The 22,914-nt window shown below is 69.6% G+C and carries 20 protein-coding genes; 8 read left to right on the top strand and 12 right to left on the bottom strand.

Annotated features, from left to right (window positions below):
- The first annotated feature begins 57 nt into the window (after positions 1-57).
- Positions 58-246 carry a hypothetical protein gene (locus ACIA5H_RS15930; protein ID WP_039799555.1) on the top strand — a complete coding sequence of 63 codons (189 nt, stop codon included), beginning with the start codon at positions 58-60 and terminating at the stop codon, positions 244-246.
- A 79-nt stretch (positions 247-325) separates the two neighbouring features.
- On the opposite strand, the gene ACIA5H_RS15925 is transcribed toward ACIA5H_RS15930, so the two are convergent.
- The 7 genes from ACIA5H_RS15925 to ACIA5H_RS15895 all read right to left on the bottom strand — a co-directional run bounded on the left by ACIA5H_RS15925 (position 326) and on the right by ACIA5H_RS15895 (position 6,971).
- Positions 326-781, bottom strand: a complete 456-nt coding sequence (locus ACIA5H_RS15925; protein ID WP_379251499.1) for a DUF350 domain-containing protein — start codon at positions 779-781, stop codon at positions 326-328.
- 64 nt (positions 782-845) lie between these two features.
- Positions 846-2,012 carry a glutathionylspermidine synthase family protein gene (locus ACIA5H_RS15920; RefSeq protein ID WP_355069844.1) on the bottom strand — a complete coding sequence of 389 codons (1,167 nt, stop codon included), beginning with the start codon at positions 2,010-2,012 and terminating at the stop codon, positions 846-848.
- A complete protein-coding gene (locus ACIA5H_RS15915; RefSeq protein WP_379251498.1) occupies positions 2,013-2,516 on the bottom strand; it encodes a hypothetical protein in 504 nt (167 codons plus the stop codon).
- Between the two features lie 334 nt (positions 2,517-2,850).
- Entirely contained in the window at positions 2,851-3,129 is a 279-nt protein-coding gene (locus tag ACIA5H_RS15910) for an acylphosphatase (protein ID WP_355069847.1), read from the bottom strand.
- On the bottom strand, positions 3,129-3,596 hold the full coding sequence (locus ACIA5H_RS15905) for an OsmC family protein (RefSeq protein ID WP_379251497.1): 468 nt from the start codon (positions 3,594-3,596) through the stop codon (positions 3,129-3,131). Before ACIA5H_RS15905 ends, ACIA5H_RS15910 begins: the two co-directional genes overlap by 1 nt.
- Before the next feature lie 98 nt (positions 3,597-3,694).
- On the bottom strand, positions 3,695-4,399 hold the full coding sequence (locus tag ACIA5H_RS15900; protein WP_355069850.1) for a response regulator: 705 nt from the start codon (positions 4,397-4,399) through the stop codon (positions 3,695-3,697).
- A 31-nt stretch (positions 4,400-4,430) separates the two neighbouring features.
- Entirely contained in the window at positions 4,431-6,971 is a 2,541-nt protein-coding gene (locus ACIA5H_RS15895) for an ATP-binding protein (RefSeq protein WP_379251495.1), read from the bottom strand.
- On the opposite strand from ACIA5H_RS15895, the gene ACIA5H_RS15890 reads away from it, so the two are divergent.
- The 4 genes from ACIA5H_RS15890 to ACIA5H_RS15875 are packed head-to-tail and all read left to right on the top strand — an operon-like array spanning position 6,891 to position 12,313.
- Complete coding sequence (locus tag ACIA5H_RS15890) at positions 6,891-7,622, top strand: potassium-transporting ATPase subunit F (RefSeq protein WP_379251494.1); 732 nt, start codon at positions 6,891-6,893, stop codon at positions 7,620-7,622. The genes ACIA5H_RS15895 and ACIA5H_RS15890 overlap by 81 nt on opposite strands.
- Positions 7,623-9,293 (top strand): potassium-transporting ATPase subunit KdpA, encoded by a 1,671-nt coding sequence (gene kdpA, locus ACIA5H_RS15885; protein ID WP_397076619.1) that lies wholly within the window; start codon positions 7,623-7,625, stop codon positions 9,291-9,293. It abuts the gene before it with no gap.
- 1 nt (position 9,294) lies between these two features.
- Positions 9,295-11,448 carry a potassium-transporting ATPase subunit KdpB gene (gene kdpB, locus ACIA5H_RS15880; RefSeq protein WP_397076618.1) on the top strand — a complete coding sequence of 718 codons (2,154 nt, stop codon included), beginning with the start codon at positions 9,295-9,297 and terminating at the stop codon, positions 11,446-11,448.
- Between the two features lies 1 nt (position 11,449).
- Positions 11,450-12,313 (top strand): potassium-transporting ATPase subunit C, encoded by an 864-nt coding sequence (locus tag ACIA5H_RS15875; protein WP_379251491.1) that lies wholly within the window; start codon positions 11,450-11,452, stop codon positions 12,311-12,313.
- 46 nt (positions 12,314-12,359) lie between these two features.
- Here the strand turns inward: ACIA5H_RS15875 and ACIA5H_RS15870 are convergent, their stop codons facing one another.
- A complete protein-coding gene (locus ACIA5H_RS15870) occupies positions 12,360-12,989 on the bottom strand; it encodes an MBL fold metallo-hydrolase (RefSeq protein WP_397076696.1) in 630 nt (209 codons plus the stop codon).
- Complete coding sequence (locus tag ACIA5H_RS15865; RefSeq protein WP_397076617.1) at positions 12,983-14,068, bottom strand: S-(hydroxymethyl)mycothiol dehydrogenase; 1,086 nt, start codon at positions 14,066-14,068, stop codon at positions 12,983-12,985. The genes ACIA5H_RS15870 and ACIA5H_RS15865 overlap by 7 nt, the downstream gene beginning before the upstream one ends.
- Before the next feature lie 225 nt (positions 14,069-14,293).
- Between ACIA5H_RS15865 and ACIA5H_RS15860 the strand changes: the two genes are divergently transcribed.
- The gene (locus tag ACIA5H_RS15860; protein ID WP_355069864.1) at positions 14,294-14,719 is read left to right on the top strand and encodes a DUF1707 domain-containing protein; all 426 of its coding nucleotides are present in this window, start codon (positions 14,294-14,296) and stop codon (positions 14,717-14,719) included.
- A gap of 57 nt (positions 14,720-14,776) precedes the next feature.
- Here ACIA5H_RS15860 and ACIA5H_RS15855 read toward each other — a convergent pair whose 3' ends face one another.
- On the bottom strand, positions 14,777-16,438 hold the full coding sequence (locus ACIA5H_RS15855) for a hypothetical protein (protein ID WP_397076616.1): 1,662 nt from the start codon (positions 16,436-16,438) through the stop codon (positions 14,777-14,779).
- Between the two features lie 419 nt (positions 16,439-16,857).
- Here ACIA5H_RS15855 and smc point away from each other — a divergent pair, with 419 nt between their 5' ends.
- Positions 16,858-20,478 carry a chromosome segregation protein SMC gene (gene smc / locus ACIA5H_RS15850; protein ID WP_397076615.1) on the top strand — a complete coding sequence of 1,207 codons (3,621 nt, stop codon included), beginning with the start codon at positions 16,858-16,860 and terminating at the stop codon, positions 20,476-20,478.
- 93 nt (positions 20,479-20,571) lie between these two features.
- Here the strand turns inward: smc and ACIA5H_RS15845 are convergent, their stop codons facing one another.
- On the bottom strand, positions 20,572-21,489 hold the full coding sequence (locus tag ACIA5H_RS15845) for an NmrA family NAD(P)-binding protein (RefSeq protein WP_379251487.1): 918 nt from the start codon (positions 21,487-21,489) through the stop codon (positions 20,572-20,574).
- Between the two features lie 106 nt (positions 21,490-21,595).
- Here ACIA5H_RS15845 and ACIA5H_RS15840 point away from each other — a divergent pair, with 106 nt between their 5' ends.
- Positions 21,596-22,369, top strand: a complete 774-nt coding sequence (locus ACIA5H_RS15840; protein WP_397076614.1) for a TetR/AcrR family transcriptional regulator — start codon at positions 21,596-21,598, stop codon at positions 22,367-22,369.
- 121 nt (positions 22,370-22,490) lie between these two features.
- Here the strand turns inward: ACIA5H_RS15840 and ACIA5H_RS15835 are convergent, their stop codons facing one another.
- Positions 22,491-22,880: a DUF2237 family protein gene (locus ACIA5H_RS15835; RefSeq protein ID WP_019048221.1), complete on the bottom strand. Its 390-nt coding sequence runs from the start codon at positions 22,878-22,880 to the stop codon at positions 22,491-22,493.
- Positions 22,881-22,914 lie beyond the last annotated feature (34 nt).

Genomic DNA, 22,914 nt, shown 5'->3' with positions numbered 1-22,914 from the left:
CCGATATAAGGACATTGCAAGCCTTCTCGCACTGATACGCAGCACGGGAGGTGCACGATGCAGACATCGCTGGACATACAGGATCTGTGGCGGACCCGGTACCGGGACTGTTCCGCGGAGCCGTCGACGGATCTCGACATGGATCGCGCCTTGTTCATTCGCAGCGTGCACGCCGGTCACGGCCCGGAGTGTCGCCAATATCTCGCGGCGGCGGCGTACTGTCTCGCCCACGGCGACGAGCACTGAACCATCGGCCGCACTCCGGAACGCGGTGTCGGCAGGGCACCGAGCGTCCTGCCGACACCACGCACCGCCGTGACGACGCCTACAGGATCGCGAAGGCGACCACGAGCCCGAGCGCGAAATGCGCGGCCGCCACCACGAGCACCTCGGTGGTGTAGGTGTCGGCGTGCAGCGCGGCGCCGATGTCGATGCCGAGCGCCCGTTCGATGACGCGCACCGAGATGACCTGCGCGACAATGCCGACCAGGCCGAACACCAGGGCGGCGATCAGGCCCTCGGAGAGCTTGCCGCCGCTGCCCACGGCGAAGATGGCGAGCACGACGATGAACGCCATGCTGATCATGCCCGCCGCGGTGACGATGACGGCGTTCGGCTTGCCCGCCACCACCAGCTTGCGCAGCTTGCCCGGCGTGGTCAGGTCGATGGCGTAGAAGCCGACGAGCATGAGCACCAAGCCGACGAGGGCATAGAGGACGATCGCGCCCACGCCCTCGCCGAGCGAGTTCCAGTACCCCGATTCCAGGGCGACTGCGGTCATCTTGATCCTTCCGAGATGGATCGGCATGCGGCCGAGATGGGTTCGTGCTTGACGGTGACGATGCTCAGTCGGTGGCGATGCGATGCGGGACGAATGCGGAGCCGTCGTCGGTGATCAGTCCCGCGGTCTCGCGGATACCCAGCCCCGCCGCGGCGTCGCCGACGATCCACGCGCCGAGCACCGGACGCATGTCATCGAATTCCGGGAGCGGATCGAGCAGTTGGTACACGTAGCCTTCCTCGCCGTAGACGCCGCCGGTCGCGGTCTCCAGTCCGGCGCCGACGATCGTCATGTTGGCGCCCTCGCGTCCCAGCTTCGGTTTGCGGATGTACTCGGTGAGCTCGTTGGGTTGGTCGAGGTAGGCGGGCAGCAGATTCGGGTGACCCGGGTACATCTCCCACAGCACCGCCAGGATCGCCTTGTTGCTCAGCAGCGTCTTCCACAGCGGTTCGATCCACATGGTCTCCGGCAGGCTGTCCACGACGCGTTTGCCGAAATCGTCGTCGAGCACCCACTCCCACGGGTAGAGCTTGAAGACCGCCTCCATCGGAGCCTCCGCCAGGTCGACGAAACGCTCCAGCTCGGAATCGAATCCGATCTCCTCGATCGGCAGCGCGATGGTGTCGAAACCGGCCTCGGCCGCGGTCTCCTGCAGGTAGGCGGTGGTGACGTTGTCCTCGCCGGTGGCGTCCGCGCCGGACCAGGTGAAGTGCAGCTGCGACGTGGGCAGCACGTCGCGCAACTCGCCCCACCGCTCGACCAGCTTCTCGTGCAACGAGTTCCACTGGTCGCCGCCGGGGTAGCGGTCGGTCAGCCAGTGCCACTGCACGATGGCCGCCTCCAGCAGCGAGGTCGGCGTGTCGGCGTTGTACTCCAATAGTTTCGCCGGACGCCGTGCGTCGTAGCGCAGGTCGAAACGCCCGTACACGTGCGGATCGGAACGCCGCCAGGATTCGGCGATCGGGCCCCAACTCCATTCGGGCAGGCCGAAATCGGCGTACCGCTCGGTGAGCACGATGTGCTCCACCGCGTTCAGGCACATCGAGTGCAGGAGTTCGACGTCGGCCTCCAAGGCGAGGATCTCCGACATCTCGAACTCGTAGTGCACCGACTCGTCCCAGTACGGCCGCGGCTGACCGCTCGCGTCCCGCCCCGGGGCACCGTAGACCAGGCCTTGGCTCTCGATGATCTGCTGCCAGCCCGGCCGGGGCGTATCCCGTACACGCCGCATCTACGATCCTCCGCCGCTCTTGCTACCCAGGCCGCCGCGCTGGATGGTGGTGCCGCTCTTGGTCTTGATCTCGGCGCTCTTCGGCTTGATCGTGGTGCCGCCGACGGGCGGTTTGCCGATCGTGCCGGTGCCGCCGTAGTAGTAGCGGTACTGCGGCCCGCCGCCGAGGATGATCAAACCGGGATTGATGCCGGTGTCGTTGACGAAGCCAGGACGGCCGTCGCCGCAGTAGTAGTCGTCGACCACGATTTCTTGGCCGTTCTCGGTTTTCATGCACTGGGCCGTGACCCGGTCAGGGGCAGCCAAGGCGCGATAGGCCAGATAGCCGCCGCCGACCAGGGCGGCGACGCCGACGATGGCGACACCGCCGATCATGACGCGTTTGCGGGTGCGCTTCTTGGCCTCCTCGGCTGCGGCGGCCGCGCGCTGGACTTCCTCGGCGCGCTTGCGCGCCTTGTCGCGCGCTCGCGCCTCGGCCACCGTGGGCGGGCGGGGGCGGGTCACGCCCGCTTCTTGGCGTTGGATACTGCCGGGGCGAGGAGGGGGCGCGGCGGGCGGCCGATCGCCGGGACCGCCCCCGCTCGATGGCACTGAAGTGGGCGTCGACCAGTCGCTTTCGGGCTGATCGGCGTCACCCGATGCGGACGTGGGGGTCGATCGGTCGGCGCCACCGGCGGCAGGTGCCGACCTGTCCTGATCGTCGCCGGATGGCGGCGTCGGCGGTTGCCGGTCCTCGGCCGGGCGCTGTGGACCGGACGGCCGCTCGGGCTCGTCCCGGCGCTCGTCACCCGGATCTCGCGTGCTCATCGCTGCGCCCCCCTCGTCGCCCGAACCACCACTACCGCTCCTCGAAACCGGTCAAATCACCCCGCGCGGGCTCCCAGCTTTCCACAACCAACCTGACCTGACCAGGTGTGTCCTCGGAACGCAAGAGGGCCAGCAACCGCTCGCAAGCCGGTCGCGGACCTTCGGCGACCACGTGCACGCGGCCATCCCTGGCATTCGTCGCATGCCCGGCCAGTCCCAATTCGAGCGCGCGGGACCGGGTCCACCAGCGGAAACCGACGCCCTGGACCAGTCCGTGCACCCAGGCGCTCAACCGAACGGCCTCGTCCATCAGGCCTCGATGTCGAACGACAGCGTCACCTTCGATCCCGCTTTCAACGTCCGCCCCACGGTGCAGACCTTGTCGATCGCGCGCTGCACGGTGACCAGCAACCGTTCACGGGCCTCCTCGTCGAGGTCGCTGAGGTCGAGTTCGAACACTTCGTCCAGCTGCGGGTAGACCTCGTTCTCCCGGTCGGCGTCGCCGGAGACGCGAATGGTGGCGTCGAAGTTGTCGCCGAGTTTGCGCGACAGGGGGAAGTCCGCGCTCAGGCCGGAGCAGGCGGCGAGCGCGATCTTCAGCAACTCGCCGGGGGTGAACACACCGGGGACGCCCTGCGAACCGATCAGGACCTCGGCGCCGCGGGAGCTGCGGCCGGTGTAGGCCCTGGTCCCGGTGCGCTCGACCCACAACGTGGTCGGCTCCGGCGCGCTCGGCGCCGCGGGGGCGGTGACGGATGTAGCGGTCTGTTCAGCCATGGGTTCGATCCTGCCATTGTCGTCGCAATCAGTTCGCGGGCCTGGCAACGCCGCGCGAGGACGGGCCATTCCGCGCGGTCGGCGGACCGTGGCCGGGATTACTCCTGGAACCGGTATCCCATGCCCGCCTCGGTGAGCAGGTGCTTGGGGCGTGACGGGTCGTCCTCCAGTTTGCGGCGCAATTGCGCCAGATAGACCCGAAGATAATGGGTCTCGGTGGCGTACGACGGCCCCCACACCTCCCGCAGCAGTTCGCGCCGCCCGACCAGCTTGCCGCGATTGCGCACCAGCATTTCGAGCATGCCCCACTCGGTGGGGGTCAGGTGCACCGTCTCGCCGCGCTTGGTGACCTTCTTGGCGGCCAGGTCGACGGTGAACGAGTCGGTGGTCACCACCGGCGCCGAGGCGTCGGGATCGGTGACGCCGCGCCGGACCGCGGCGCGCAGCCGGGCCAGCAGTTCGTCCATGCCGAACGGTTTGGTGACGTAGTCGTCGGCGCCCGCGTCGAGCGCCTCGACCTTGTCGGCGGAATCCGTCCGCGCCGACAGCACGATCACCGGCGCCGAGGTCCAGCCGCGCAATCCGGCGAGCACCTCGATGCCGTCCATGTCGGGCAGGCCGAGGTCGAGGATCACGACGTCCGGATGCCGGTCGGCGGCCGCGCGCAGGCCCGCGCTGCCGGTCGCCGCGGTGATCACCTCGTAGCCGCGGACCGAGAGATTTATTCGCAACGCGCGCACGATCTGCGGTTCGTCGTCGACCACGAGCACCTTCGTCGCCACCGCATCGGGCGTCTTCGTCACAACCGCCGCCTCCTGTGTCGTCGCGGACACCTCACTCACCCGCGCTCGTCGTCTCGTGTGCCACGCCCGTGCCGTTCGCGTCCGGCGCCTCGCCGCCGGGCAAGTCGACCAGCATGGTCAATCCTCCACCGGGTGTGGGCTCGGCGTGCACAGTGCCGCCCATCGCTTCGACGAACCCGCGCACCACCGACAGGCCGAGCCCGACGCCGGTCGTATTGTCCCGGTCGCCGCGCCGCTGGAAAGGCTCGAACAATTGCTCCTCGGTGCCGTGCGGTACGCCGGGACCGGTGTCGACGACCGCGATCGCGACCCGGTCGCCCGCGCGTTCGGCGGTGACCCGGACCGTGCCCGCGCGTGGGGCGTGCCGCAGCGCGTTGTCGATCAGATTGGCCAGCACCCGTTCCAGCAGGCCGCTGTCGGCGAGCACCGAGACGTCGCCGACCTCGACCCGCACCCGGTCCATCGCCGCGCGCCGCAGCCCGCGCGCGCCCATCCCGACGCTCACCAGCGCGCGGTGCACCGCCTCGTCCAGGTAGACCCGCCGCACCTGCGGCGTGACCACGCCGACCGCGAGCCGGGAGGAGTCGAGCAGATTGCCGACCAGCGCGGTGAGCTGATCCACCGACTCCTCGATGGTCTCCAGCAGTTCGGCGGTGTCCTCCGGGGAGAACTCGATGTCGTCGCTGCGCAGGCTGGAAACCGCCGCTTTGGCGCCTGCCAGCGGGGTGCGCAGGTCATGGCCGACCGCCGAGAGCAACGCCCGCCGCAGGCGATCGGCCTCCAGCAGGGCCGCGGCGGCGCTGGCCTCCTCGGCCAGGCGAGCCTGCCGGACCAGAGCGACGGCCTGGTTGGTGACCGCGTTCAGCACCGGACGGTCGGCGGCCGCCAGCGGGCGGCCGGCCAGCAGCAACCAGTGCACGGCATCGCCCGCCTCGACCACGGTGTCCGCGTCGGAGGGCCGCCGCGGTGGGCCCACTCCCACCTCGGCGAGGACCTGGTCACCCGACACCAGGGCGACCGCGCGCTGCCCGAACACCTCCCTGATCTGTTCGAGCAGCCGGGGCAGATCCGCGCCGTGCAGGATCGCGCCGGAGAACATGGTCAGCAGTTCGGCTTGCCGGGAGGCCTTGCGCGCCTGCGCGGTTCGTTTCGCGGCCAGATCGACCAGCGCGGCCACCGCGACGGCGACGATGAGCAGCACCACCACGGTGATGAAGCTGTTCGGCTCGGCGATGGTCAGGCTGTAGCGGGGTGGCGCGAAGAACCAGTTCAGCAGCAGGCCCGACAGCAGCGCCGAGAAGGAGGCGGGTACGACGCCGCCGAGCAGCGCGACAGCGACCACGCCCACCACGAACACGGCACTGATGCCGCCGAGATCCAGCACCTCGTCGAGGTAGGCGGCGCTCAGCGCGCACACCAGGGCCGGTACGGCCACGGCGGCGAGCCACGCCGCCACCGGGCGGCGCGGATGCAGGGCCGCGTACCGGAATCCGCGGTGGGCCTCCTCGTGCGTCACCATGTGCACGTCGATCTTGCCGGAGCGTTGCACCACCGTGGAGCCGATGCCCTCATCGAAGATGCGCGCCCACCGCGAGCGACGGGAGGTGCCGAGCACCAGCTGGGTGGCGTTCGCCTCTCGGGCGAACTCGAGCAGGGCGGTGGGCACGTCCTCGCCGGTGACGGTGTGCAGGGAGGCGTCCAGGCTGGCCGCAAGCTCGCGCAGCCGGGCCAGCCGCTCGGTGGAGACCCCGGCCAGGCCGTCGCCGCGCACCACGTGCACGACCACCAGGTCGGCGCTGGATTTGGTGGCGATCCGGCCGGCCCGGCGCACGATCGTCTCCGATTCCGGACCGCCGGTCACCGCCACCACGACGCGCTCGCGCGCCTCCCATAGTTCGGTGATCTTGTGGTCGGCCCGGTACTTGGCGAGCGCGGCGTCGACCTGATCGGCCAGCCACAGCAGCGCCAGTTCGCGCAGCGCGGTGAGGTTTCCCGCGCGGAAATAGTTCCGCAGCGCCGCGTCGATCTTCTCGGCGGCGTAGACGTTTCCGTGGGAGAGCCTGCGGCGCAGCGCTTCCGGTGTGATGTCGACCAGCTCCACCTGGTCCGCCCCGCGCACCACGGCGTCGGGCACCGTCTCGCGCTGCTGGATGCCGGTGATCTGCTCCACGACGTCGTTGAGGCTCTCCAGATGCTGCACGTTGACCGTGGAGATCACGTCGATCCCCGCGTCGAGCAGCTGCGCCACGTCCTGCCAGCGCTTCTCGTGCGTGCTGCCGGGCACGTTGGTGTGCGCCAGCTCGTCGACCAGCACCACCGCGGGGGCGCGGCGCAACACCGCCTCGACGTCGACTTCCTGGAACGTGCTACCGCGATATTCGATCAGCTTCGGGGGGATGCGTTCGATGCCATCGAGCAGTTCCGCGGTTTTCTCCCTGCCGTGTGTTTCGACCACCGCGGCCACCACGTCGCGACCGCGCTCCAGTCGCCGGTGCGCCTCGCCGAGCATGGCGTAGGTCTTGCCGACTCCCGGCGCGGCGCCGAGGTAGATACGCAGCTGACCGCGTTTCACGCCTTCATCATCGCGCGTCGCGCCGCCCCGGCCGAACACCCCTGGGTCGTCCCGGCGCGCTGCCCCACGTCACCGCCGCACATCATCGGCCTTGATCCGCACCGGTCGCAGCCGCGGCGTCTGCGCACGAGCGCCGACTGCGCGAATGACCAGCGCGCAGCAGACGAATGCGACGACAAAGATCACTGCCGACATTGCGATCCTCTCTTCCTTCCCGGCGCCGGTCGCGCTGGAATCGTCCCGCCTGGCCGGCTCTCCACTTCTACCGCCGCCAGGCGGGCCGACCTCGATTTTTACGGTGTGTTGACGGTCCGTCCGCGTTCCTTGACGCCATACTTGCGGGCATCGCGGGCCCGTCAACGAACCGCAAATGCCCGGTGCCGGTGCGTCAAGAAGTCGTCAGGAAACGACCGGACGCGCTATCGGGGCGCTTCACTCGCTCTGTCGCGCCGAAGCCCGGCGCGCGGATGGAGGTTGTCGAGTTATGTCGGTCGTGGTGTTCACCGCGCTCACCGTGGCGGCGTTCGCGCTGCTGGGGTTGGTCCAGCGCGGGGTGGAGAAGTTGTGACCGCCAACCTGATCGGTCTCGTTCTCGCCGCAGGCGTCGCGGTCTACCTGGTCGCGGCGCTGCTGTTTCCCGAGAGGTTCTGAGTGAGCACGACAACCGCGGGGATCGCCTTCGTGGCCTCCCTGATCTTGGCGCTCGCGCTGGTACACGTGCCGCTGGGCGACTACATGTACCGGGTCTACGAGGGACGTGCGCATTCTCGCGTCGAACGTCTCGTCTATCGCGCGATCGGCGCGCATCCCGAAGTCGAGCAGCCCTGGCCCGTGTACGCGCGCAGTGTGCTGGCCTTCTCGGCGGTCGGCATTCTCTTCCTTTTCTTCTTCCAGCTCGTGCAAGGCAAGTTGCCCCTGCACCTGAACGATCCGGGCACCGAGATGACGCCCGCGCTGGCGTGGAACACCGCGGTCAGCTTCGTGACGAACACGAACTGGCAGAACTACTCCGGTGAATCCACTCAAGGGCACCTGGTGCAGATGGCCGGGCTCGCCGTACAGAACTTCGTTTCGGCGGCGGTCGGCATGGCGGTGGCCGTGGCGCTGGTGCGCGGGTTCGGTCGCAGGCACACCGGTGACCTCGGCAACTTCTGGGTGGACCTGGTGCGCGGCACGCTGCGCATCCTGCTGCCGATCGCGTTCGTCTTCGCCCTCGTGCTGGTGGCGGGCGGGGCGATCCAGAACTTCCACCTGCACGACCAGGTGGCGCACACGCTGGGCGGCACCGAGCAGACCATCACGGGCGGCCCGGTCGCCGGCCAAGAGGCGATCAAGGAACTCGGCACCAACGGCGGCGGCTTCTACAACGCCAACTCCGCGCATCCGTTCGAGAACCCGGCCACTTGGACCAACTGGGTGGAGATCTTCCTGCTGCTCGTGATCAGCTTTTCGCTGCCGCGCACCTTCGGCCGGATGGTGGGCAGCCGCAAGCAGGGCTACGCGATCGTCGCGGTGATGGGGACGATCGCACTGTTCAGCGTCACGCTGACCAACCTGTTCCAGCTCCAGCACCACGGCACGGTGCCGACCGCGATCGGCTCCTCGATGGAGGGCGTGGAACAGCGCTTCGGTGTGGCGAATTCGGCCACCTTCGCCGGGGCGACCACCCTGACCTCCACCGGCGCGGTCGATTCGTTCCACGATTCCTACACCAGCCTCGGCGGTCTGATGACGATGTTCAACATGCAGCTGGGCGAGGTCGCGCCGGGCGGCACCGGGTCGGGCCTGTACGGCATGCTGATCCTGGCGGTGATCACGGTGTTCGTCGCGGGCCTCATGGTCGGTCGCACCCCGGAGTACCTGGGCAAGAAGATCACGCCGCGCGAGATCAAGCTCGCCGCGTCGTACTTCCTGATCAGCCCGCTGATCGTGCTGGTCGGCACGGCCGCCGCGATGGCGATGCCGGGGCAGCGCGCGAGCATGCTCAACTCCGGGCCGCACGGACTGTCGGAGGTGCTCTACGCGTTCACCTCGGCCGCCAACAACAACGGCTCCGCTTTCGCGGGCCTGACCGGCAACACCGGGTGGTACAACACCGCGCTGGGCCTGGCCATGCTGTTCGGGCGCTTCCTGCCGATCATCTTCGTGCTCGCGCTGGCCGGTTCGCTCGCGCGGCAGGGCACCACTCCCGCATCGATCGGCACGCTGCCGACCCATCGTCCGCAGTTCGTCGGCATGGTCGTCGGCGTGACGGTGATCCTGGTCGCGCTCACCTTCCTGCCCGCGCTGGCGCTCGGGCCGCTCGCCGAAGGAATCCACTGACATGTCGAGTCCCGCGATCGATGAGAACGTCTCGGCACAGGCCGAGCCCGAGCGGCCACGGGGCAAGAGTGTCCCGAACGGCGTGCTCGACCCCAAGATGCTGCTGACCTCGTTGCCGGACGCGATACGCAAGCTCGATCCGCGCACGCTGTGGCGCAACCCGGTGATGCTGATCGTCGAACTGGGCGCGGTGTGGTCGACCGTGCTCGCGCTGGCGGACCCGACCTTCTTCGCCTGGGCGATCGTCGTATGGCTGTGGCTCACGGTGATCTTCGCGAACCTGGCCGAGGCCGTCGCGGAGGGGCGCGGCAAGGCGCAGGCCGACACGCTGCGCAAGGCGAAGACCGACACCGTCGCGCGGCGACTGGTCGAGTGGTCGCCGGGCGCGCGGGTGGTCGAGGAACGCGTCGCGGCCCCGGACTTGCGCCGCGGTGATCACGTCGTGGTCGAGGCGGGGCAGGTGATCCCGGGTGACGGCGACGTCGTCGAAGGCATCGCCTCGGTCGACGAGTCGGCGATCACCGGTGAATCCGCTCCGGTGATCCGGGAATCCGGCGGTGACCGGTCGGCGGTGACCGGCGGCACCACCGTGCTGTCGGACCGGATCGTCGTCCGGATCACGCAGGAACCGGGACAGAGCTTCATCGACAAGATGATCGCCCTGGTGGAGGGGGCCAGCAGGCAGAAGACCCCGAACGAGATCGCGCTGAACATCCTGTTGGCGGCGTTGACGATCATCTTCGTCTTCGCGGTGGTCACGCTGCAGCCGATGGCGATCTTCAGCAAGTCGAACAATCCGGGCGTGCCGGACACCGTGGCGCTGGACGCGCACGGCGTCACCGGCATCGTGCTGGTCTCGTTGCTGGTGTGCCTGATCCCCACGACCATCGGCGCGCTGCTGTCGGCGATCGGGATAGCGGGCATGGATCGCCTGGTGCAGCGCAATGTGCTCGCCATGTCCGGGCGGGCCGTCGAGGCGGCCGGAGACGTGAACACCTTGCTGCTGGACAAGACCGGCACCATCACGCTCGGCAACCGCCAGGCGGCGGACTTCGTCCCGGCGCCCGGCGTGAGCAAGGCGGAACTGGCCGACGCCGCACAGCTTTCCAGCCTGGCCGACGAGACCCCGGAGGGCCGCTCGGTCGTGGTCTACGCTAAACAGGCCTACGGCCTGCGGGAGCGCACACCGGGCGAGCTGAGCCACGCGCGGTGGGTGGAGTTCACCGCGCAGACCCGGATGTCCGGCGTCGACGTCGAGGGCCGTCTGCTGCGCAAGGGCGCGGCGAGCGCGGTCACCGATTGGGTGCGATCCCAAGGTGGTTCGGTGCCGGCGGAACTCGGCGCCACTGTCGACGGCATCTCCGCCGCGGGCGGCACACCGCTGGTCGTCGGCCAGGTCGACGGCGGCGCCGCCCGGGTGCTCGGCGTGATCCACCTCAAGGATGTGGTGAAGCAGGGCATGCGCGAGCGGTTCGACGAGATGCGCAGCATGGGCATCCGTACGGTGATGATCACCGGCGACAACCCGTTGACCGCGAAGGCGATCGCGGACGAGGCGGGGGTCGACGACTTCCTCGCCGAGGCGACGCCGGAGGACAAGCTGGCGCTGATCAAGCGGGAGCAGGAGGGCGGACGGCTGGTCGCGATGACCGGCGACGGCACCAACGACGCGCCCGCGCTGGCGCAGGCCGATGTGGGCGTCGCGATGAACACCGGAACGTCGGCCGCCAAAGAGGCGGGCAACATGGTCGATCTGGATTCCGATCCGACCAAGCTGATCGAGATCGTGGAGATCGGCAAGCAACTGCTCATCACGCGTGGCGCGCTGACGACGTTCTCCATCGCCAACGACATCGCCAAGTACTTCGCGATCATCCCCGCCCTGTTCGTGACGCTGTTTCCCGGCCTGGACCTGCTCAACGTCATGCGGCTGGCCAGTCCACAGTCGGCGATCCTGTCCGCGGTGATCTTCAACGCCGTCGTCATCGTGGCGCTGATCCCGCTGGCGCTGCGCGGTGTGCGCTACCGGCCGTCGAACGCGTCGAAACTGTTGAGCCGCAACCTGACCGTCTACGGGCTCGGCGGCATCATCGCGCCGTTCCTCGGCATCAAACTCATCGACCTCGTGGTCCAGTTCCTCCCCGGGATGTCCTGACATGCGCCTTTCAACCTGGATCCGGCAGCATCTCGCCGCCCTGCGCGCGTTGCTCGCGCTCACGGCGATCACCGGAATCGTCTACCCACTGGCCGTTTTCGCGGTGGCCCAGCTGCCCGGCCTGCACGAGAAAGCGGACGGGTCGCTGGTCGCCGTCGACGGAACGACCGTGGGGTCCGGCCTGATCGGGCAATCGTTCACCGGATCCGACGGTGCGGCCCTGGTGCGGTACTTCCAGAGCCGCCCTTCCGCCGCCGGTGACGGCTACGATCCTCGGTCCACCGCGGCGAGCAATCTCGGACCGGAGGACATCGTCGACACTCCGGCACGCGCGAGCCTGCTCACCACGATCTGCGCCCGCAGCAAGGAGGTCGGCGACCGTGAGGGGGTCGACGGCAGTCGACCGTTCTGCACGAAAGGCGGTGTGGGCGCGGTGCTCTCGGTGATCGGACCGCGTGACGCCGACGGGGACGTTTCGCATCCCGTCCAGGTCGTCAGCGTCAACGAGGCGTGCCCGGCGCAGCCCTTCGTCGCCGCCTATCGCGGCGTCCGGGTCGAATGCGCCGAACCGGGACGGGACTATTCCGCCGGGCGAGTCGTCCCGATCCACGGCGACGCGCCCGCCGATCCGGCGGTGCCCGCCGATGCCGTCACCGCGAGCGGGAGTGGGCTGGACCCGAACATCTCGCCGGAGTACGCGGCCATCCAGGTGTCCCGGGTCGCGAAGGCGCGCGGGATTTCCGAAGAGCAGGTGCGCGCGCTGGTCGCCGAGCACACCAGCGGCCGGACGCTGGGATTCCTCGGCGAGCCGCGAGTCGAGGTGCTCCGGTTGAACCTGGAGCTGGATCGCCGGTTCCCCGGTTGATCCGCGCGGTGCCGCCGCGGGCGGCGCCGGGTGCCGCCCGCGGCGGTCAGTGGCCGCGGGCGATCCAGTCGGCGAGGAAGGGTTTCTCCGCGCCGATGGTGGTGGAATCGCCGTGCCCGGTATGGACCGTGGTCTCCTCCGGAAGCGTCAGCAGGCGTTCGCGAATCGACTCGATGATCGTGCCGAAATCGGAGAACGATCGGCCGGTCGCACCGGGTCCACCGGCGAACAATGTGTCGCCCGTGAACACGACCTTCGCATCGGGCAGATGCAATGCGACGGAACCGGGGGAGTGGCCGGGGGTGTGCAGGACGTGAAGCTCGCTGTCCGACACGGCGATTCGATCGCCGTCCGCCAGCGGCCGGTAGGCCGTGTCCGGGTGGGTCATGCGCCACAGCGGCTCGTCGCCGGGATGCAGCAGGATCGGCGCCGCCGAGCGCTCGGCCAGTTCGGGGGCGACCGTCACGTGATCGTTGTGTCCGTGGGTGCATACGATCGCGCGAACGGTGCGCCCGGCGACCGCCGCGACGATCGGATCGGCGTCGTGGGCGGCATCGATGACGACCACTTCGTCGTCGTCGCCGACGAGCCAGATGTTGTTGTCCACCGCCCAGGTTCCGCCGTCGAGACAGAAGTCGCCGGAGGTGACGACGCGGTCGATGCGGACGGTCACCAGACCACCACCGAACGCAGCACGTCGCCCGCGTGCATCTTCGCGAAGGCCTGCTCGACCTGGTCGATCCCGATGCGCTCGGAGACGAAGCGGTCCAGTGGCAGCCGTCCCTGGCGGTAGAGGTCGATCAGGGTGGGGAAGTCGCGTTCGGGAAGACAGTCGCCGTACCAAGCGGATTTCAGCGCGCCGCCGCGCGAGAAGAAGTCCAGTAATGGCATCTCGAGGGTCATCTCCGGGGTCGGCACGCCGACGAGGACCACTGTGCCCGCCAGGTCGCGACCGTAGAAGGCCTGCTGCCAGGTCTCCGGCCGTCCGACCGCGTCGATGACCACGTCCGCGCCCCAGCCGTCGGTGTACTCCTGGATCTTCTCGACCACGTCCTCGGTGCTCGCGTCGATGGTGTGGGTGGCGCCGAAATCCGTGGCCCACCGCAGTTTCCGGGCGTCGCGGTCCACCGCGATGATCGTGCGCGCGCCCGCCAGCCGGGCTCCGGCGATGGCCGCGTCCCCGACGCCGCCGCAGCCGATCACCGCGACGGTGTCGCCGATCGAGACGTTGCCGGTGTGTATCGCCGAGCCGATGCCCGCCATCACCCCGCAGCCGAGCAGGCCCGCCACCGCCGGGTCGGCGGCCGGATCGACCTTCGTGCACTGGCCTTCGTGTACCAAGGTCTTGTCGACGAACGCGCCGATGCCGAGGGCGGGAGTCAGCTCGGTCCCGTCGGCGAGCGTCATCTTGTTGCTCGCGTTACGGCTGTCGAAGCAGTACCAGGGCTTGCCGCGCTTGCACGCCCGGCACTCGCCGCAGACCGCGCGCCAATTGAGGATCACATAGTCACCCTCGGCCACGTGGGTTACCGCGGCGCCGACGGCTTTCACCACGCCCGCCGCCTCGTGGCCGAGCAGGAAGGGGAAGTCGTCGGTGATGCCGCCTTCGCGATAGTGCAGGTCGGTGTGGCAGACCCCGCACGCCTGCACCCGCACCACCACGTCGTGCGGGCCCGGATCGGGGATTACCACTTCGACGAGCTCGACCGGTGCGCCTTTGCTGCGGGCCACGATCCCGCGGACGGTTTCCGACACCTGTGCCTCCTGAGCGAGTTCTCGGGACGCGGATCCGGACGTTTCATGGACCCGCGAGCTGAACACCTGTCCATACAGTTGTTCTCGGTGCGAACACTACCGCCGGATCGCGGGAAGTCTCGAGTTTCGGCGCGGAATCACGGCAGGGGTTGACATTCCACTTTGGAGGGTTATGCTTAAGTCATATTCCACTATGGAGGGTGGAACCCGTCGATAGGACCAGGCATGGACATCTCCACCGGCACCCGCGCCTCGAATGCCGAACGCGACGCCGTGGTGCGCCTGCTCGGCAGGCATATGGCGGACGGGCGGATCGATCTGCCCGAATACGACCAGCGCGTCGCCCAGGTGTACGCCACCACCGACCGGGAGGACCTGCGCGGGGTGTTGTCCGATCTGCCCGAACTGAGCAAGGACGCGGGCGCACCGGCCTCCGCACGCCCGCGCATCCCGATCTGGCAGCGCATCGAGGGCAGCACCTGGCTGGCCGTGAGCGCGCTGGTGCTGGTCATCTGGGGCGCGATCTCGCTCAGCGTCGGCGCCTTGACCTACTTCTGGCCGGTCTGGGTGATCGGCCCGTGGGGCGCCGTCCTGGCGTTCCGCATGGTGGCCGGCTTCGAGAACGGCCGATTCACCCACCGCGCGAGCTGAGCGTCATTCCTCGGCGCTGTCACCCGGAACATCGAGTGACAGCGCCGCTTTCGTGTCCTACCATCTGCGCCGCGAGGACTCGTGCGGGGGAAGCGAGGTATCGCGGCGTGACCGCTGGTCGTCGCGATGGCGGCGGCTGGGTGGTTGGTCGTAGGTCTGTTCCGGTGCTCGGTCGGATGGGGTGGGGCGGTCGCGGTAGGGAGTATCGGGTCGCTCTCGTCGGCCGGTCTCGGACTCGAAGTTCGTGGGCTCCTGGCCACGCCCCGATCGCCGGTTCGCTCGCGGCCATCGGGCATCCGCTTCGTCGTAGTCGTCGCGATGTCCAGCGACGGGTGTTGTGCCGTGCCCGTCCTGCTGCCGACGTCTCGGCAGTTCGGGGCGGCCGGGTGTAGGGCGCGGGTGTGAATCCGTCCCGCCGCCGCGCGGGAGCCGATCGCCGCGCCGAGTGGGTTCGGATTCGTCACGGCGACGGCGCGACGGCGCGGGCGAACCGTAGTCGTCGGCCGGACGGTTCGCTTGTCCGGTGGGCCGGGGTTTGTCGCCGCGAGTTCGTCGATCGGTATCGGTGCGCCGGGACGAGGACGGTGGGTCGGCGGCTCCGCGCCGGGTGGAGCGAGTTTCGCCGTGCGCGGACAGGGACTCGCGGGATCGTGTCGCAGCGGGTTTTCCGCGGTGGTCATGGTCGTCGGAGGCTTTCGCGGACGCGCGGGCCTCCCGTGCGCCGGCCGCGTCGTTCGGCGGCTTCCGGTGGGATCTGCTCGCGTGGGGCGGCTGCGGTGGACGCCCCGGCTGGAGCACGGGAAGTTCCCGGGTGTCCTGGGTGGCGCTGACGCCTTTCTCCTGATACTTCGCGGGAATGTCGTGAGCGCGCAGCCACGCACCCGGGTCGTGGCGGGCGGCGGCGTCCAGCCACGGAAGGGTGTCCTCGAGCAGATCGAGCAGGTCACCGCGCCCGTCGCCGAGTGCGCCGCGGATGGCGGGGAAGACGTCCGCGGGGAACGTCCACTTCCATTCCGACCGCGCCTCACCGTGTCGGCGGCCGTGCAGGACGAGGTCGCCGGAGCGGGAGATCTTGGCCCGCACCGTTCGCGTGCCGGATTCGATGACGAGTTCGCCGGTCTCGCCGCGGGTGATCTGCTCCGTCTCGTCATGGTCGTCGAGTTCGCCGGGCTCGATGTCGTCGTGGGGGTGGACGCGGCGCATCCATTTCGTCACCGCGCCCAGCGGGAGCAGCGGCTGCCGGTCGTCCGAGGCGCCGGAGCGGGTGATCCGCAATGTCCGCGCAATCCCGGCGACGAGATCCGCGCGCCTCGGGGTTTCCGCGGGTTCGGGCAGGTCCTCGTCCTCGAAGTGAGCCATGGGCGCCGACCGCGCGCCGATTCCGGTGCGTCCGGCCCGCTCGTCCCTGCCGTACGCGGGGTCGGCGGATCGCCCGGCTCGACCGGAAAAATTCCCAGAACTGGGAGTTTCGGCTTCCGCGTCGTCGTCCCACGGCGGGTCCGCGTCCTGCTCCTGCGCCCGCAGTTTGATCTCGAACCACGCCGCGCCCAGCGCGGCCGCACCGAAGGCGGCCGCGATCGCGACCTCCACCCGCACATCGCTCAGCAACGCGCTCTTGCTGCGTTCACAGGCGTGCAATAGCAGCAGGCTGCCGAGGACCAGCCCCGCGATCCGGGCAAGGCGGAACCGGGTACTTGTCCCTGGTGAGGGGGCAGACATCGTGGTGCGCTCCCGAAATTCCGCTGGCGAATCAGAGGGATCGTATGTGGCCGGAGGGGGTGGCGTCAGTGCCAGTTCGAGACCGCGCGGAATCGGCGGACCCACGGGTGGGGAGGGTACCGGTGGCCGGCCGAGTGCCGGCGAGCGTTTCCGGGGTCGCGGCACGAGGGCTGAGTGGGTCACGGCGCGGACGCCGACCGACAGTGCCGCCGCCCATGTGGGCAAACCTCGAGCACATCGAAATGCGCGCGAACCGGCGGCGAGTCGATAACCTACGGATATCGCCGAACCACCACTCGGCCGCGCACGCCGTCGGGCCCCGGAGGCTCCCGGTACGCGACGGATACCATGACAGGTCGCCGGATGCGCTGCCGCGACGCGAAACGCCGACCGGGCAGAACACGGAAAGGTCGTCGAACTTGCACCTGAAGAGCCTGACGTTGAAGGGCTTCAAATCCTTCGCGTCCGCGACGACCCTGCGCTTGGAACCGGGCATCACGTGTGTGGTCGGTCCCAACGGATCGGGCAAATCGAACGTCGTCGACGCGCTCACCTGGGTGATGGGCGAGCAGGGCGCGAAGGCGCTGCGCGGCGGCAAGATGCAGGACGTGATCTTCGCGGGCACGGCGGGCCGCGCCCCCCTCGGCCGCGCCGAGGTCACGCTGACCATCGACAATTCCGACGGCGCGCTGCCGATCGACTACGCCGAGGTGTCCATCACCCGGCGCATGTTCCGCGACGGCGCGGGCGAATACGAGATCAACGGCAACTCCTGCCGCCTGATGGACGTGCAGGAACTGCTCAGCGACTCCGGTATCGGCCGCGAGATGCACGTCATCGTGGGGCAGGGTCAGCTGTCGGCCATCCTGGAGTCGCGCCCGGAGGACCGCCGCGCGTTCGTCGAGGAGGCCGCCGGTGTGCTCAAGCACCGCAAACGCAAGGAAAAAGCGGTACGCAAGCTCGAAGCTATGCAGGCCAACCTGGCCCGGCTGACCGACCTCACCACCGAACTGCGCCGCCAGCTCAAACCGCTGGGCAGGCAGGCCGAGGTGGCGCGCAGGGCGCAGACCGTGCAGGCGGACCTGCGCGACGCCCGGCTGCGGCTGGCCGCCGACGATCTGGTCACCCGGCGCGAAGAGCTGGCGAGCCAGCAGAGCAAGGAAGCGTACGCGCGCGAGCAGCAGATCACCGTGCACTCCGAGCTGGACGCCGCCAACGCGGCGCTGGCGCAGCAGGAATTCCAGCTGTCCCGGCTGACGCCGAGCGCCGAGGCCGCCGCACAGCTGTGGTTCCAGCTCTCCGCGCTCGCCGAACGGGTCAACGCGACCATTCGCATCGCCGGCGACCGGGCGCGGCACCTGGACACCGCCGCTCCGGTCAGCGCCGGCCGCGACCCCGAGCAGCTCGAGGCCGAGGCCGCCCGGGTCGAAGCCGAGGAGGCCGAACTGCGCGAAGCGGTGGAGATCGCCGCGGAGACCTTGGAGGCGGCCCGAGACCAGCTGGCCGAACGCGAATACGCCGCCAAGGCCGCCGAGCAGGCGCACCTGGCCGCCGTGCGGGCGATCGCCGACCGGCGCGAGGGCGTGGCCCGGTTGTCCGGCAAGGTGGACACCCTGCGGGCCAGGGCGCAGTCGGTGGACGCGGAGATCGCGCGACTGTCGGTCGCCATCGCCGACGCCCGTCACCGCGGCGAGGCCGCCCAAGCCGAATTCGACACGGTGCAAGCCGAACTCGCCGAACTCGACGCGGGCGAGGCCGGTCTGGACGCCCAGCACGAGCACGCGGTACAGGCGCTGGAACTGGCCGATCAGCGGGTCACCGAACTGCGTGAACAGGACCGCGACGCGAGCAAGCGAGTCGCATCGCTCGGCGCGCGGATCGAGGCGCTCGGCATGAACCTGGCGCGCCGGGACGGCGTCGCCTGGCTGGTGGAGCACCGCGAACAAGGTCTGCTCGGCCCGCTCTCGGCGCTGCTGCGTGTGCACGGCGGCTTCGAGGCCGCGGTCGCCGCCGCGCTCGGCCCGCTGGCCGACGCCGTCGCCGCCGACACCGGCGAGTCCGCGCACGCCGCGATCCAGGCGCTCAAGGACGCCGACGGTGGCCGCGCCGCCGTCGTCTTCGGCGCCGAGCGCACCGATCGGCCGCAGCCGGGCGCGTTGCCCGACGGCGCCCGCTGGCTGGTCGACGTGGTGGAGTGCCCCGACACGGTGCGCGGCGCGATCGCGGCGCTCACCGCGGGGATCGCCGTGGCCGACGATCTGCCCGCCGCCCGCGCGCTGGTCGCGGTGCGGCCCGAGCTGCGCGTGGTCACCCGCGACGGCGATCTCGCCGGAAACGGCTGGCTGCTGGGCGGTTCCGATCGCGCGCCCAGCCAGCTGGAGATCCAGGCCGACATCGACGCCGCCCGGACCGAACTGGTCGCGGCGCAGCGGCGCGCCGAGGAACTCGAGGCCGCGCTGTCCGGCGCGCTCGAAGAGCAAGCCGATCGCAAGGACGCCGTCGACCACGCGCTGCTCGCCCTGCACGAATCCGACCAGGCGCTGGTGGCGATCTACGAGCGGCTGGGCAGGCTCGGCCAGACCGCCCGCACCGCACACGCGGACAGCGAACGGCTGGTCGGCCAGCGCGACGACGCGGAGACGAGCCGGGAAGAGGCACTCGCCTCGCTCGCCGAACTGGAAGACCGCCTGCGCCACGCGGAACTCGAGCAGGCCGAGGTCGATGCCGACGGTGCGGGCGCGGCGGGCACCGAGTCCGCGGGCCGGGCGCGGGAGGAGGCGGCGGCCGCGCTGGCCGAGGCGCGGGCGATGGAGGTCGAGGCCAGGCTCGCCGTGCGCACGGCCGAGGAACGAGCGGAATCGGTACGCGGCAAGGCGGACTCGCTGCGCCGGGCCGCGCGCGCCGAGCGGGAGACCCGGGCCAGGGCCGAGCGCGCCCAGGCCGCGCGCAAGAAGGCGGCGGAGGTGGCCGCCGCCGTCGCCGAATCCGGCGCGAAGATCGCGGGCGAACTCGAGCGCGTGGTCGCCGAGGCGGGCGCGCGCCGGGACGAACTGGTGCGCAAGCGCTCCGAGTGTGCCGCGCAGGTGGAACAGGTCAAGGAGCGGGTGCGTGCGCTCACCGCGCAGCTTTCCCAGCTCACCGACGCGGTGCATCGGGACGAGGTGGCGAAGGCTCAGGCGGCGCTGCGCATCGAGCAACTGGAGGCGACCATCGCCGAGCAGTTCGGCATCGCGCTGGACGACCTGATCGCCGAGTACGGTCCGGACGTGCCGCTGCCGCCCTCGGCGCTGGAGCTGCAGGAATACGAACAGGCCAAGGAGCGCGGCGAGCAAGTCAGCGAACCCGCGCCGATGCCTTACGACCGGCAGACCCAGGAACGTCGCGCCAAGCGTGCGGAGAAGGATCTCGCCACCCTGGGCAAGGTGAATCCCCTGGCGCTGGAGGAATTCGCGGCGCTGGAGGAGCGGTACAACTTCCTGGCCACGCAACTCGAGGACGTCAAGAGCGCGCGCAAGGATCTGCTCGACGTGGTCGCCGAGGTCGATGCCCGCATCCTCCAGGTGTTCACCGAGGCATACGCCGACGTGGAACGCGAGTTCGTCGAGGTGTTCGCGAAACTGTTCCCCGGTGGCGAGGGCAGGCTGCTGCTCACCGACCCCTCGGACATGCTCACCACCGGCATCGAGGTGGAGGCGCGTCCGCCGGGCAAGAAGGTCAAGCGGCTGTCGCTGCTGTCCGGTGGGGAGAAGTCGCTGACCGCGGTCGCGTTACTGGTGGCCATCTTCCGCGCCCGGCCCTCGCCGTTCTACGTGATGGACGAGGTCGAGGCCGCGCTCGACGACACCAACCTGCGCCGCCTGATCGGCCTGTTCGAGCAGTTGCGGGAGAAGAGCCAGCTGATCGTCATCACCCACCAGAAGCCGACGATGGAGATCGCCGACGCGCTCTACGGTGTCAGCATGCGGGGCGACGGCATCACCCAGGTGATCTCCCAGCGGCTGCGCGGGGAGAACCTGGCCCCGGTCGGCGCGGCGGGCTGAGCCGCGCCGCGCGGTCACCCGCGGCGTGCGGGAAGGCCAGGTACGCCTCGCCGCACGATCATCCCGTTGAACAGGGCGAATAGTCGCCTCGAATCACCCTGCGACGCGCGCGTTTTCGTGGTCGAGCAGCGCTTTGATCTGCGCCGCTCCGGTCTCGGCGAGCCAAGTGTCGAACGTGCGCAGCCCGGGGTGGATCTCGCGGATCTCGTCGACGTCGGCGCGCCAGCCGCCGGTGTGGCGCATGAGGCGCCACGTATTGCCGATCTCCTCGCCGAGCGCGTCCGACTCGGCTTCGGTGACTTCGTGGTAGCGCACCTGATGCCCGGTAGCGGCGCTGATCGCCGCGGCGGCCGCGGGCGGGACGAGCACATCGCCCGCGAGTTCGAGGACGCGGCCGTGGAAGCGATCCGGGTCGGCGAACGCGAGACCGGCGATATCGCCGATGTCCGCGACGGCGATGACCTTCATCGGACCTTCGGCCGGGAACAGGTGCCGGTGCACGCCGTCGAAGATGCCGTCGACGGGGGACGTGCGCAGCAGGTAGTTCTCCATGAAGCGCACCGGGCGCAGCAGGGTGTACCGCACGCCGCTGGCGATGACGGCGTCTTCGATGCGCTTCTTGCCCCTGGCGCCCCACGAGACGTCGTCGCCCATCGACGCGATGCCGGTGAACACGATCTGCCACACACCGGCCGCACGCGCGGCGTCCACGACGGCTTCTCCGCGCGCGGCTTCCAATTCGACATCCCAGCCTTTGGGGCCGTACGCGGCGGGCGGGACCAGGAACAGTCCGCTGACGCCGGCCAGCGCCGCGGACAAGGTCTCGGGGGCGTCGAAGTCGCCGACGGCGAGTTCCGCGCCCGCCGCGGCCAACTCCCGCGCGGCGGGCGACTGCGCGTCGCGGACCAGCGCGCGCACCGCCCTGCCGTCGGCCAGCAGTCGCCTGGCGGTCACGCCGCCTTGCTTGCCGGTGGCGCCGGTGACCAGGATGAGGTTGTGCTGAGGGGACATGCTCCGCCTTCTCTGCTCGGTAAAATCGGGTTGGTTGACCCGGATTCGAACGATACGGGTGCCTCGACCCGATTGACCAGGCTGCTCAACGGAAGGCCGTAACGAAATGACCGCATCGCTCGCCCAGGGCGCGACGTCGCGAGCCGATGCCCGCCGCAATCGCGCCCTCGTGCTGGCTGCCGCGCAACGCGCCTTCGCGGAGCAGGGCGCCTCCGTGTCGCTCGTCGAGGTCGCCCGCAGGGCGGGTGTCGGCGCGGGCACCGTCTACCGGCACTTCCCCACGAAAGCCGCACTGTTGGAAGCGGTTATGCAGCAGCGCGTCGACCGGTTGGCGAAGATGGCCGCAGACCATCTCGCCGCGCCGGATCCGGGCGCCGCCTTCTTCGACTTCTGCACCGCGGTGATCACCACAACGCCGGACAACCAGGCGTTATGCGACATCGTTCAGTCCGACGACGGCTGGCCTCGTGCGCTTTTGCGCAGCGCGGGGGCACGTTTCCACGACGCGTTGGCCGCCCTGCTCGTGGCGGCCAAGCGCGACGGGGCGGTCCGGGCCGACATCGAACTCGACGACGTGCTGGCGATCTTCACCGGATGCGTTGCGATCCAACGGCTCCGGAAGGCGCGGGGCGGCATGGACCGTAGCGCCGCCATCGTGCTGGACGCGCTGCGTGCGGAGCCGGTAGGGCTGATGGTGACGAAACGGGATGCGGTGGCCGAAGTCCGTAACGAAACTGTCGATCGTAACGAAAGTGAAGCCGACAGCTGCCCGGTGTGTCACGCGGCGTTGTCCCGCGCTGGGACGGGCCGACGGGCGAGATATTGCTCGGCGGCATGTCGTCAGAAAGCTCATCGCCGGCGCATCGCGGCGGCGCGCTGAGCCGAATGGCGCATTTGTGCCAATCGGTTCTCTACTGCGCCACGAACCGATCGGACACCGGCCCGCTATTCGGGTGAGCCGGTGGTCCGCGCTGCGCACCGCCGTAGGTGTTACCGGTGGCTCAGAGCAGGTCGCTGACGTCGTCGGGCACGTCGACGGCATACTTGCGCAGGATGTCCATCGAGATCACTTCCAGGGCGTTCTCGTGCGTGGCGGCCAGCACCACGGGCGCGGCGACGCCGTCCTCGTGCGCGTGCAGCCATCGCACGGCGACCACGCACCATCGGTCACCCGGCTGCAAACCGGGAAAATTGTTCTCCGGGCGCGGCGTGCTCAAATCGTTTCCGATGGAAGCTTGATGCTCCAGGAATTCTGCCGTGACGACGGTGCACACGGTGTGGCTGCCCAGATCCTCCGGCCCGGTACTGCAGCAGCCGTCCCGGTAGAAGCCGGTGAGAGGATCGGTGCCGCACTCTTCCAGCGGCCCCCCAAGCACGTTTCGATCGGTCACGTCGCCGATCCTATTGTCCCTTCGCGAGAAGTTC

This window comes from Nocardia sp. NPDC051900 (assembly GCF_044452545.1).
Taxonomy (GTDB): domain Bacteria; phylum Actinomycetota; class Actinomycetes; order Mycobacteriales; family Mycobacteriaceae; genus Nocardia; species Nocardia sichangensis.
This window is presented reverse-complemented; position numbering and strand designations above follow the sequence as displayed.